General features: G+C 45.5%; 12 protein-coding genes. 10 read left to right on the top strand and 2 right to left on the bottom strand.

Annotated features, from left to right (window positions below):
- Positions 1-380: 380 nt before the first annotated feature.
- Together I2H74_RS15440 and I2H74_RS15435 are read left to right on the top strand one after the other, a co-directional pair.
- Positions 381-1,442, top strand: a complete 1,062-nt coding sequence (locus tag I2H74_RS15440) for a suppressor of fused domain protein (protein WP_195575122.1) — start codon at positions 381-383, stop codon at positions 1,440-1,442.
- A 175-nt stretch (positions 1,443-1,617) separates the two neighbouring features.
- Entirely contained in the window at positions 1,618-3,882 is a 2,265-nt protein-coding gene (locus tag I2H74_RS15435; RefSeq protein WP_229106721.1) for a hypothetical protein, read from the top strand.
- A 240-nt stretch (positions 3,883-4,122) separates the two neighbouring features.
- On the opposite strand, the gene I2H74_RS15430 is transcribed toward I2H74_RS15435, so the two are convergent.
- Positions 4,123-5,268: an amidohydrolase family protein gene (locus I2H74_RS15430; RefSeq protein ID WP_195575120.1), complete on the bottom strand. Its 1,146-nt coding sequence runs from the start codon at positions 5,266-5,268 to the stop codon at positions 4,123-4,125.
- A 260-nt stretch (positions 5,269-5,528) separates the two neighbouring features.
- Between I2H74_RS15430 and I2H74_RS15425 the strand changes: the two genes are divergently transcribed.
- From I2H74_RS15425 to I2H74_RS15395, 7 genes are all read left to right on the top strand, one after another.
- Positions 5,529-6,203: a hypothetical protein gene (locus I2H74_RS15425; RefSeq protein WP_195575119.1), complete on the top strand. Its 675-nt coding sequence runs from the start codon at positions 5,529-5,531 to the stop codon at positions 6,201-6,203.
- Positions 6,204-6,241: 38 nt separating this feature from the next.
- Positions 6,242-6,604 (top strand): hypothetical protein, encoded by a 363-nt coding sequence (locus I2H74_RS15420; RefSeq protein ID WP_324254085.1) that lies wholly within the window; start codon positions 6,242-6,244, stop codon positions 6,602-6,604.
- 32 nt (positions 6,605-6,636) lie between these two features.
- Positions 6,637-7,926: a DUF1963 domain-containing protein gene (locus I2H74_RS15415; protein ID WP_195575118.1), complete on the top strand. Its 1,290-nt coding sequence runs from the start codon at positions 6,637-6,639 to the stop codon at positions 7,924-7,926.
- Between the two features lie 43 nt (positions 7,927-7,969).
- Positions 7,970-8,122, top strand: coding sequence for a hypothetical protein (locus I2H74_RS15410; protein WP_195575117.1), 153 nt, complete (start codon positions 7,970-7,972; stop codon positions 8,120-8,122).
- Positions 8,119-8,280 carry a hypothetical protein gene (locus I2H74_RS15405; RefSeq protein ID WP_195575116.1) on the top strand — a complete coding sequence of 54 codons (162 nt, stop codon included), beginning with the start codon at positions 8,119-8,121 and terminating at the stop codon, positions 8,278-8,280. The genes I2H74_RS15410 and I2H74_RS15405 overlap by 4 nt, the downstream gene beginning before the upstream one ends.
- A gap of 68 nt (positions 8,281-8,348) precedes the next feature.
- Positions 8,349-10,025 carry a DUF6138 family protein gene (locus I2H74_RS15400; protein ID WP_195575115.1) on the top strand — a complete coding sequence of 559 codons (1,677 nt, stop codon included), beginning with the start codon at positions 8,349-8,351 and terminating at the stop codon, positions 10,023-10,025.
- 223 nt (positions 10,026-10,248) lie between these two features.
- A complete protein-coding gene (locus I2H74_RS15395) occupies positions 10,249-11,133 on the top strand; it encodes a YwqG family protein (protein ID WP_195575114.1) in 885 nt (294 codons plus the stop codon).
- A gap of 150 nt (positions 11,134-11,283) precedes the next feature.
- Here the strand turns inward: I2H74_RS15395 and I2H74_RS15390 are convergent, their stop codons facing one another.
- Entirely contained in the window at positions 11,284-11,838 is a 555-nt protein-coding gene (locus I2H74_RS15390; RefSeq protein ID WP_420707450.1) for an SMI1/KNR4 family protein, read from the bottom strand.
- A gap of 118 nt (positions 11,839-11,956) precedes the next feature.
- Between I2H74_RS15390 and I2H74_RS15385 the strand changes: the two genes are divergently transcribed.
- Positions 11,957-12,763 (top strand): AraC family transcriptional regulator, encoded by an 807-nt coding sequence (locus tag I2H74_RS15385; protein WP_195575113.1) that lies wholly within the window; start codon positions 11,957-11,959, stop codon positions 12,761-12,763.
- Positions 12,764-12,806: the final 43 nt, after the last annotated feature.

Raw genomic sequence — 12,806 nt, 5'->3', positions numbered from 1 at the left:
CCCCGTATACTACCATAATCAGGCTATGGAATCCCTTCCTTCTACTTTATCTATTCATGGAACCTAGGGGCTCTAATCTCCTGATTTTTTATTTTCAACGAACATAGTTGTTTTAACAGATAATATGGAGGAAGTTATTTTGATTACATCGAACCAGGAGATCACGAGGGAGACCATGATCTATTCGACTTCTCTCCGGACAGAATAGAGGGGATAGCCTCTGGATTTGGGAAGTCGGGAAAGAGCATCTTGACCAGGTGAATCAGATCCTGGGAGAAGCGGGTGTATTGGCGTCGTGGAAGCCCCCAGCCCCACAGAAACCACGCAAAAAATTACCTTAATAGGCGCCACTAATTAAAAAGTCATTGGAGGAGAAAAGAATGAGCGAAGAGGTTGTTTCAGCTGGATGGGATGCAATAGAAGAACAAATGGTCAAGATCTACGGTACACAGGAGTCGAAGCATTACGGAACAATGATTCCTTATGTGCTGGGCGGTAATGATCCACTGGATGGCATCAGCGCTTACAAAGCTGAGAATCCGCTCCCACACTGGCATTTTGTAACCTTTGGATTTTCAGAGCTGTATGAGAAGGAATTTGAAAATATGGATTACAGCGGGTATGGATTTGAGCTTACCTTTCGGCTTGCACGTGAGGAGCACGAGGAGGAGCCGCCAGCTTGGGCGCTGAATTTGCTGCAGAATATGGGAAGATACGTCTTTAGCAGCGGCAATGTCTTCGCGATAGGCGATTACTTGGATGCCAACGGTCCAATCTGTCTCGGATCGGATACAAAGTTAACCGCGCTTGCCTTTATTGAAGATCCAGAGCTTCCCGCTATTCACACACCGAATGGACAAGTTGCCTTTATACAAATGGTTGGCATTACCGAAGATGAGCTGGAAGCGATGAAAACCTGGAGTACGACGGGAGTACTGGAAACGTGCCAAGAGTTACTTCCTGGATACCTTACGAACTTATCAAGGGAATCCATGCTGCAGATTCCTGCTGTCTCAGAAGCTGTACAGACAGGCATCGAGCGAGACGGCTCCAACACCGGATTTTTATTCGTAGATCAATTATTCTGGGAGCCAGGCAAGAATCGTCTGCTTAACAAGGCACCAGCAACGATCACTTTGGGAGCCAAGCAGGCTGGAACGATCGGCAAACTGCTTCGCGGCCGCATACTGAAAGGAAAGGATTTAACACTTGTCAGTCAAGACTTGCGGATCATCCTTACCCCAGGAGAAGAAACACGATACGAGATGGAAGAGAATGAGGTTCGGCTGATGCTCGATGCTGCGGCTGTCACTGAACTCTCACAACTACTGGCGCCAAAAGAAGGTGTGATCAAGCTGTCTACCTTCAAAGATCTTATCGTTCAAGTCTTGAAAACCCATATCAAGGATCAGGACGGAAATGTAGTATCCACAATAGGATGAGGATTGAATTAGGAGTGACACGATGAAAACGCGTGACAGAGGGCGAACGCCCTTAAAGGTGCTTGACATCGCAAAGGAACCTATCGAACAACTTCCTTATACGACTAGCATTTATACGTGAAGCATGCAAAAGAGAGGGAGACATGCTGCAAGATTGGATGAAGGGAGAGAACACATGGTGAAGAGACATGGAACAGCCTTCATAAATCTCGTTTTTTTTATCCCTGCCATATTTTTAAGTTTTATGGTGTGGAGGGATTACAATGATTTTTTGTCCAATGATGATGAGCATCCACCATCTATTAGTGAAATATTCTATTTGGATGACGGGAAGAAAATGATTGGGCTATCGGATGTGATACAGGGAGCCTATTCACAGGCTTATCTATTTGATTCGGCAACGGGGACACCCCTGAAGGAGATAGAGATTCGCTCTAACGTCCACGGCATGTTGGATGCAGCATTATATCAACAAGGCGGAGTGATCATCCCGACGTATGATGACAGTCTAGGTCTACAGCTTAATTATTTCCAACCTTCAGGCGAGGTGGAGGAACTGGCACAAGGAACTCTGCCCATTCCTTCCCATTTGACTTCTGGCATTTATTCATGGCGCGGGAAGCTGATCATTACAGGAGAGAGAGACGATTCGTCTTTATACTTATCTCAAGTAGAGGACGGTAAGCTCAGAACAAGCTCTTTGAATAGCATGGATCAATTTCCCGCTAGACCTGTCAGAATAAGTGAACTTCCCGGCAGCTTTGATAATGATAAGGCCGTTCCGATGTTTGAGATTGACTTAAAGGATAACAGAACCGCTTATATTAGTGGGTTGTTGGATCATCACAATCAGCCGGATCTAGCGGTGAAAAAAGAGGAGGAGACTCCTTTTGAGGCTCAGGACAAAGCTGGCGTCCAATTCGCTAAGCACTTTGGGATTAAAGATACAAAGCTGGTAAGGGCGGATATTCGTTACCCCGGCCAAGCGCGCTTTTATAACGCTGCGAAGAAAGAGTGGGGGGGCGCCGTACCAACACCGAAGCCTATCTATCAAGCCCGTGTGGTTCTATTGAATGATCAGGAAGTGCTAATCGCAGGCTCATCTACGGAAGATGAACTGAACGGAAGTGTGCTTGGTTATGTGCTTAACGAGCAAACGGGAAGCTTTATAGATGTGACGGAGCTTATTCGAATATTAACCTATGATGAGATAAAAAATCCACAAACCCAATTTTTTAAAGAGATGGACAGTGATCTCCTTTATTACTCCTTAGAGTCAGAATCAGCCGGAACCATCAATGTAAAATCCAACGTTGTACAAACAAAGACAACAGAACAGGTTGGTCAGTGGCTGATTACGGTAGGAGGCGATGAGATTTCGCTTGCGAGCTTCTGGAATTATGTGAAGCAGGGTGGCGGTCTCATTATCAATTGGATCATATGGCTGCTCCTTCCTTTGCTTATGTTTGGCGGAGTGGGCATTCTCTCGTTTGTGTTGAGGAGAACACAATCCAAACAGGTTGCTGAAGGCAGTATTTTGCCAGGCACCATCGTCCATATGAAGGAAACAGGCACCTATATCAACAACCAGCCGCAGGTCCGGTTTACCGTCCAATTCGAGGATGAAGGTCAGACCAAAGAGGTGGAGATCAAGAAAATCATCTCTTTCTTGAACGAGATAAGGGTTGGAGATTCGGTTGTTATCAGCTATGACCGTAAGAAGAAAAGCGCGGTATTTGTCACGAAAGAGAACATGCCTGAGCAAACAGGGATGAAGATCATTAAGGCTGCCGTGTTAAGCAAGATCGAAGAGCGAGGACAAGTAAATCGCAGCCGAGTCTTGCAGCTTCACTTTCGTGCAGGAGACAGGAACTACCCCGTTCCTGTATTGGAACCCCCTGGATTTGAATATCGCATAGGGGAGAGTGCCACTCTCGCACTTACTCAAGGTGCTGCCCGAATCTACAGCTACGGTAACGAAGTAATTGCGGATGACTCCGAACAAATGACGATGCAAGCAGAAGTGATCCGAATCGAGGAATTCCCAATCATCATTGCGAACCGTCAGCTGATGATGCTGGAAACGCTTCTATCTGATCAACCGGAGCGTCTTCTCAAGTCCAACAGTCTTTTTGCACCGAAAGGAATTCCATTGAAAGCGGGTATCATTATTCCAGTAATCATGCGAAAAGAGGATTACGAGAAAGAGCTCCGATTGCATAAAGGTAAGCAGGGAGCAGCCGTCGCAACATCTGTCAGATACGAGGGCACGCTCGGAGAACGTCCGCTGGCGCACATTACCGTGGAACGAGGCGGTAGGGTCTATCATATACACCAATCTATTGAGCCGTTGTACGGGGTTGAGGTAGGAGACGAATTGTGGATTGCCTATGATGAGGCTTCCCAGGAAGCGATCATCATCAATTATGCCTCAGTATAATGGTTCAGCTATAACTACAGCAACGCAATCATAACGATAAGCTTGTACACTTTAATGGCCATCGCTAGGCTGTAACACGACAGCCCGAACCTTGGCAGCTTGCTGGATGTCTAGTCTACTTGACGAGCTTCCGAGCTTCGGGCCTTTAAATGTCGTTTCAGACAGTTCAATTAGCAAAAGACATGATTAACAATTGGAAAGCTGTCACGACAACGAATGGAACGACCCCTCTTTTCAGGTTTATTTTCCTTGTGTACTGCTCATCTGTTGACTATTTTCAATCAATAGCTTGCCGGCTTCCTCTTTGGACATGTTCGACGTATCGTATTTTTGGCCTGATTTGTTCTCCAGTTGCCGAATGGCTGCTAGCTGAGTACGCGTTGCCGGTTGATCGCGGATAAGCCGTTCGATATTGCCAGAAGCAATTTTCTTAGCAATCTCGGGGTCATCCACAGCCTCCAGCAGCATGTACATCGCTTGTATCGCATCCTCTTCGCTTGAAATACCGTATCCCGAATCTGTACTTAGCAGGAAACGGTCCGGAAATTCCTTAATGATCGGAACATAATCTTCGAGCTTATATACACTGGATGGATTGAATGCCGTAAAGCCTGCAAAAAAATCCGCATAAACATTAGGGTGTTCTTTCAGCAGGGATCGAATCTTGTCTGGAGAATTGAAGGCATTGGCATGTGCAAAAATAAATATCGTGTCTGGGTACTTGTCTGCCGCTTCCTCCAGCATCAACATCGGATAGCCTTCCGGCGGATCGATGTGCATTAGTATAGGTGCTTTGTACTGTGCGCATAACGCATAGATGTCAGGCAGGATGCCATCCATTGGGTGCTCAGTCTTCCAGATGGAATGTGCTAGCGCCTCCGAGTATGTAGAAGCGACGGCGAGCTCTCCTAGACCGAAAAAGCCCTTCTCCAAATATTCCTTTACTGTCTGTAACCCGGATGGATCCAATAGATTAATGCCTGAAGCGAAGGGAATGAAGCGATCAGAATGCTGCTGATAGGCTTTCCATGCCATTTCATCTGTATGCACGGCACTCGGGTCTGATACATTACCAAATAAAACGACCCGATCTACACCATATTGATTCCATAAGCTATCCAACTTCATACCATAGGCAAAATTCGCCGCGCTATGATTATGAGCGTCTACTAGTTTCAGGTCCATGTATGGTTGAGCCCAATCTTCTAATGTCTTCGTAGGCTGCTTTGTTGTCGCCGTTTCCAACGTTTCTATTTCATCTTGAACCGTTGCTGGAACGGAGGTAGGATCTTTCATTTGAGATGGCCAATATACAAATGAGACGGCTGAAGTAAGAGCTAGTAATGCCACAAGGATTGCCGCTCGAATCTTGGTTTGCTTTGTCATATTGAACCTCCTTTATCAAGAATATATTTCTTATATGGGGGAGAAGGTCATTCACTTTTGATTTGAAGCTGATGCATCAATGCATGACAATGTAGGAGTTAGGAATATATTCCTTTTTTTCGTCATGTCTGTCGCAATTCCTTCCAATCCATCTCTGGAATATCTTAAGAATAGGAGCTACCTTTACTATACCTTTTTCTTCATTCATTAATTGTAAAATAACGATAGTACATATTATATACGAAAAGGAGAGCGTACATATGGATAAGCAGTCTTATGCAAGGTATCTGCTGCAGCTTATGGAGGAGGAAGTGGAAGCCACAGAAGGTGACGTCGAAGATTCTGCTCTGTATGGATATTTTCAAATGTATATGCCTTACGGACAAGGAGTGGAAGCTACCTTTGAGCCGTTAGAAGATGGACACGCTTATTTGCAGCGGATAAAGCAGATCTATGAGCTTCTGGATCCAGAGGATTTTAGCGGGGATACGATACCAGGTTATTTCAATAGTAAAGTGAAAGACGTTCCTCACGAGGCATTAAGAGGGCTTGGCGAACAATTCATTAAAGGACTGAAGGAACTTCTGGACGAGTTAGCTGAAGGGGAAGGCGCAGACGAGGCTGCCGCATACTTGTCTAGCATAGAAGAGGTTAAGCTTCTGTCGCATGGTGAGATTGACGGCATCCGACAATCCTACGACCCAGAGATCTATGAAGCGATCTTTGATGTAGTAAGTGAGCACAAGGATGATGATGCACCGATTGAGATTCTGGACGAGGCCTATTATTCGATCGCATGCGATTATTGGATCTCCTATTATTTGCAATGGCATCGTTATGGACTCAAGGGGGACCCATTCGCACCATATTTCGAATTGTATCGACTCGGATATAAAGCTATCTTCTCTGAGAAAATATTATATATCGGATCATGACTAATCGTTCGGAAAGAGGCGAGATTCTATTGTTAACCGTGAATGAGCTATATTCAATCATCCGCACCGATGGTTTCTTTGAGAATATCTTCAAGAAAGAAGTCGACTGGGACAAAGAACTAGATGCTAGGGACTCTGATGCTTTTGATGCAGCATGGAATTCTAGCTGTAAAGCATTAAATGATATAGACTCCTCTGAAAGCAAAGTTATTACGGAGATAAGAGAGTACGTATTCAAGGAAACGTTTCGAATCACCCAACATGCAGAGCTGGCTGGCTATACCTCTGACGACTTTGGCCTCATTGCCAAAGCGTTTGAATGCAGGCTTGATGATGCGTTTATTAACAGCCTGTGGGAGTCCTATGATCAAAGGAATTTTCCAAATGAGATCGAGGAGTGAAAGAATAGAAGGTATTCGGAGGTGGAGTAGACGTGACAGAGCGCATTCCATGCAAATCGCAAGGCTGCACCGCGACGATCCTGCCAACCACGGCAGCCAAAACGGGCGGCATTTGCATGCCCTGCCATCAGAAGGAAGAACGTGAGAAACACGAGGCGTATATCGAGCAGCACCGTAAGACAGTGAATTTGTATGAAGGCTTAACGGATCCAGTAGACATTCTGAAGATCATGCACGCACCAAGGAAGTATGATCCGCTGATCCAATATGTGAATTACCCGCTAAGCCAAGCGCAAGTCTATACATTATTGACCACGGAAGCGGCGAGCCGAATGCTGAGCTATGCGTTGGATGTGCTCATTGCTGGCGATGATAGCGAAGCGGAGAACATTTTGTTGTCGCTCGTGTGTTACCGTAATGATAATATTACGGAGATTCTGCCTAAGCTCATCGAGCACGGCATGTATGATTCATCCATCCTGTTCAAGGATGCGCCGCCAGATATTCGGGATCAATTGCTCCAGCAGGTGGAATGGGACGACGATCATCGCAATCACCTATTGTTCATATTGGGCTGGATTGGCGACTCTATCATTATCGAACGATTCCAGGAATGGCGTATGCATGCTCCTGAATGGTCGGAGGAGCTATTCGTCGCACCTGAGAGTTATGCTTTAGAAGCAGGCTGGGAGCTAACTGCAAATGGGGAAAAGCGACCATTGACCCATGATTTATGCTACGCGATTCGAACGGTAGATGAACAGTATGATAAGCCTGCTGATGCATCGGCTACTCATTTTCTACAGACAAGTGACTCTCCTTGTCCTTGGTGCGAGCGAAGACTGACGATCCTCATGGACGTGGATACTTCGCATCCTTCCCTGAAGTATCTTGATCTGCACATGGAACGTCTGCAAGTGGCGACCTGTGAGCACTGTGGAGGGTTCAGCACCATTTTCATGGAACTCAATCATCAATGTACGCCCGTCTGGAGCCGCTTCAACCTAAAGCCAGAGTATTTACCGCATCATGACGAGGAGTATAGCAGCGATGTGGACATGCCTGCATTGACACTCTCGAACAAACCGCACTCTCCTTTTTATGCTTCCGTTTGGACTTTATCTCAGCTGGACTCACAGATTGGCGGTCATCCGAGTTGGGTGCAGGACGCCGACTACCCGCAATGCCCTTGCTGCAACCAACGCATGCGGTTTATTGGCCAGATGGACGGGGCTGATTTTGAACCATACGGTGAAGGTATTTTCTACATGTTTATTTGCACAGATGATAATTTAACGGCTACGTTATATCAGCAAAGCTGATTGATCCATGTTCAGAAGCAGCGTGGTCAAAGGGGGAGAATGGGTGAATGGGAAGGATATTAGCAAGTCAAAAGACCTCGATATGGTTCGGATCGCTGCTGCCGTACTGAACATCAATGAACCAGACGAACGAGGAAGAACGCCGCTGATGCTGTTTCTCACGAATCGAATGCCCGTTCAGGCGATAAGCTATTGATTGAACAGGGAGCCGATCTTGAAGCTGAGGACAAGCTCGGTGATACTGCACTGAAAAAAGCGGTGAAGTTCAAGCAAATCGATGCCAAGATGAAGCATATTCATGCGGGAGCCAAGCTGGACAGCATAGCTATCTGTACAGAGGCTAGGCTTAAGTGAATGAACAGTACGATATAGGACACCATGTTAGCAGCAATCATGCATTTATACGTGGGGAGGAGAGGCCATTGAATAAGGCAGTCGAAGCTTTTCTAGATGATGTATGGACAGAACTATCCGCCGTTTATGAAAAAGAAAGCAAGAGGATCAAGGAGTTGAAGAACAGAAGCAGGTTGCAAGCTGGAATCATGACATATCTGCGGGTCGCATGGAGAAAAGGCAAATTTACATGGGCAGATGGATGCATCCATATCGATGTCTATGAACCATTCTCATGGAGCGACAGCTCTTACAAAGTCGAAGCAGGTGCTTATGTGGCAGAGCTAAGCGAAGAGCTTCTGAGTAAGGAGTTCTTTCCAGCCTTGTGCGAACGCATAGATCACCTGTTTCATTCGGATGAACGGGGTCCGCTTTTTTTCGATTATCGGTTCGAAATCGTCTTTGAGTTTGAGTGGGAGCAGTCAACACTAACACTTAAGCAGCAGTTGTTAAATGAATCCAAGCTGCTCCAGCTTCAGAAGACGCTGGAGGATTTTATTCAAGCTAAGGTTATTGCTGGATTGCCAGTGCTGCCAAGTGAGGATGATATGTTCTTTTTCGCGCATCATCTCGTCAACCCTGATCTCATGAAACAGGAATTAGAAGAGATAGACTCGATCATTCGTCGTCTTTCCGACAAATTGCGCAATAACCAAGCTCGCAAAGATTATTGGCTTAGACAAAGTGGATCCGCCTTCAATCATTGGGCGCAGGATCACTTTTTACCGAAATATTATAATCAAACCGATGATTATGGGAACGAATGGGTGTTGAAGGAAGAGGTTGTTTATCCTTCAGCGGATGATAGAGAACTGAATTTCTTTCTATATGCAGCGCTCCAGATTGGATTAACGGATCCGGACACTCGTCAGAAATATCTGGAACTTGCAGTTCAATTAGATTCCAAGCAGGCCAAAGATTATATGAATATAGGCAGCGGGAAATTCGAAAGCACCTATAAGGGAGAGCGAGTACAAGCCCGAAACAATGACGTGATGAGGACGATTGACATCCGAATCCTCTCTGAAGAAGAGGCAGCTTATGGAGAAGCGCTGGATTATATCATCAAACTATTGCAGCAGGGTTTTCCGAAGGACTATCAATTAAAGCTGAAAAGCACTCAAAAGCATGTGCTGCCCATCAAAAAGCTGGCGAAGTCCAAGCTTCATCAGTTTTTTGCCAATGCACTCCGTTATCCCGCCTTATTCCCCAAGATTGCGGAATATGCGGATACGGCGATGGAGGCATTTGCGTGGTACCGTGATGTGGATCCAGGAGAGAAATCGGTCATGCCTGGAACGTATGCCGTACTGGGCCTTGGCTTGTATAGTGAAGAGTATTTCCCATTGGTTTCTCGTTATATGGAACTCGTGGATACCGAGCATCAAATGGTGCAGGACGACTATGCGCATGCTTTTATTGAGTCCCATGGATTAATGGCAGAGCATATGCCCGTCATCGTATCCATCTTGCTGGGAGGCAATGAGGAAGGTAGACAGGTCAAAAATCTGATTATTGACCGTCCTGAGCTTGCAGAAGCGCTTATCCAAGCACTGAAAGACAAAGAACATTATCAGTGCGAGCTGGTGCTGAGCCGTGTATTCGGAAGCGTGAAGAAGCTAACAGTGGCGGCAAAGAAAGCGGAGCCGCCATTAAAGGAACGACTTGAGGAGCTTCTCGCGCTCCAAACGTCAACACAGAGATAGGTGCAAGTGCATAAAGAGAAATCATAGGGTTTAGAGCAGGGGTCATTTTTAATGTTCAATCTCAATGAAGGGCATGGTTCTCTATCGTTTTTTCACATCCGTATGAAATTGATAAATCTATTAAGCAAGCCTCATACTTTCCATATGTTACAATTATATTGGTATTCAGAAATTTATCCTTTCAGATAATATATCATCTACATATAACAAGGAGGGCGAAGTGATGTTAAACGAGAGCAATAAGAAGAAGCTTGAACAATGGGTTCAAGAATATCAGTTCGGGCATGCGATGGATTATTTGAAGGAGTCGGTGCGTGAAGGCATTCGCTGGTCTAAAAAAGAATTGGAGCTATACAACAATACGTGCATTTCCCGTATAGGAGGCGACCCGGATCTGCCAGAGCACGAAGAATGGCCGCTCGACTCTAACGGGACCGCTATGACATTCTTGGCTCAGCTTCGTCTAGCAGAATTGGACGGTATCGATACATCTTCGCTGCTTCCACAAAGCGGCATGCTTTATTTTTTCGTTGGAGTGGATGAACCTGCTTATGATATTGAGCACAAAGTGCTGTACCTGCCTGAGGATAAGCTGAGAGAAGCCAAACGCCGCTACTCACCTGAGGAGACTGCGCAAGAAGAAGTCTTTACAGGTTATCGGGTAATTGCCCGATCCTCACTCGAGCCACCCAATTACGGTTATGTGGATTACGAGCAGGTGGAGGATGAGGAGCATGATTATGAGCAGTACGAGGAATTATGCTTTGAGCTAACCGAACAGAGCTCAGCGGATCTTGCGGTCATGTTTGGTTATCCTGCTACCCAGCACGGGGATTGCGAATACGAAGCAGCATTCCAATTGTTGACTGGCAAGAAATACAATTATTCCGTGAAAGATGCGTTGGAGCAGATCACGAGGCATATGAACGGGGATGCTGAGAAGGCGGAACAAGAGGTTCAGGATACGCTCGTGCTGCTTGCGCTAGATTCAGACTCAGATATCGGATTTTGCTGGTGGGACGCGGGTGAACTGCAATTTTACATCCGAAAAGAAGATCTATTGACAGGGAACTTTACACATACATATTGTTCCCTTTATTCGAGCTAAACGAGAAGGTGGATTCGTATCAACCCGAATTATTGAACCTTTGAAGATATTTATGCCGATATATTCCTTATCGCTGAGTAGATTACGGTCTCCGTAGTTGGCCATTCGATATGATTTTAACAAATAGCCGTACAGATCGGCATGTTATTCTTATCCGTATAGCAAATCTTCAACAGAGACGGTTCCCTGGCATAGTTCTATGAACGATGCTGCAATTTGGATAGCATCCTGATACCCAAGATTGCCTGAATGGGACACGAGAATAGGGTATTCGCCGTCTTCCTGGCCTCTGCGCATATCCCATGCATAGTGGTGCCCACAGCCATCCATGGCAAAAGGGACGGAACCAGGCATATATTCAGGAAATTCATAGTCAAGCATCATTAGTCTTACATCATCCGTGCCGAAAAACTGAAAATGACGATCGCCATTCCCAAATTCACCGCCATTGGAATAACGGAGAAAATCAAGATAAGCCGCAGGCAAGCGTTTATCCGGAATGAACCATAAGGACGGGTCGAATGGCTTGTAGATCTTGTGCATCGGGTTCGATTGTGGAAATGGATTGCGCTGTCTTCTCTTGATCACCACGATTTCCTCATCGGATAGAGAAGCGTTCCAGTGGTCCCGGAAGGACTCTAATTCTTGTTCCGTTGCGCCTGGAGCTTTGCGATAACACATGTCGAATACAGATTCCCAATTCAATTTATCATTCCCCCTTTATCATCTATCGAATGATAAATAATATGATATAAGCTTAATGTAAGTTGTGCTTATCATGCAAATAAATGACTCATCACACACATACATTTGGAGGTTATAAATGGCTGATGTGACTTTCTACCGACACGAAGCACTGCCTTTCCTGGAGGGGAAGCATTGTAACAAAAGCGATCTCGCTTATCAGAAGCATTTTCACGAAGAGTATTCCATCGGCTTAATCGAAGAAGGCGAGACGCAAGCGTGGTGTGATGGATCGTTATGGCGTGTAGAAACAGGGAAAATGATTAGCTTTCCACCGCTCATTCTCCATGCCTGTCAGCCTGTAGAGGATATAAACTGGAAATATAAAATGCTCTTCATTAAGCCAGAATGGTTCAAGAATCTTGAACTATCTGATCTCAGTAAGCTGCATATCCCATTCTTGCTCGAGAATGGGAAAAATGAAATCTGCAGCAGAATCCTTAATCGAACGATGCAAGGGATGACTCAGGGCGGTTCTGCACTCGAAATTGAAACCTCGTTAATTGAGCTTGTGCAGCAGCTTGTAAGCAAGCATACCTCAGATCTGATGCATGAACCCTATGGCAGATTGGAAAAGAAATATGTCAATTTGACCAAGGAATATATCCATGATCATTATACAGACCGAATTACGCTTGAAATGTTAGAGCAGGAGGCCGGAATTAGTCGGTATCATCTCATCCGCATGTTTAAGAAAAGCATGCATGTTCCACCTCATGTGTATCAAAATATACTTCGCATTAACCATGCTAAGTCAGCATTGAAAAATCAACGGCCCATTGCAGAAATCGCGGTAGATACCGGCTATTATGATCAGAGTCATTTTTCAAAAGCTTTTTCAAAAGTTGTCGGGGCAACGCCTCAGCGCTACGCTATGTCGCTTTGAAGAAGCGCAATTTATTACAATCCCATCTTGCCGCTCTCATGCT

Origin of the sequence: Paenibacillus sp. 1001270B_150601_E10 (assembly GCF_015558675.1) — a bacterium.
GTDB lineage: Bacteria > Bacillota > Bacilli > Paenibacillales > Paenibacillaceae > Paenibacillus_B.
This window is presented reverse-complemented; position numbering and strand designations above follow the sequence as displayed.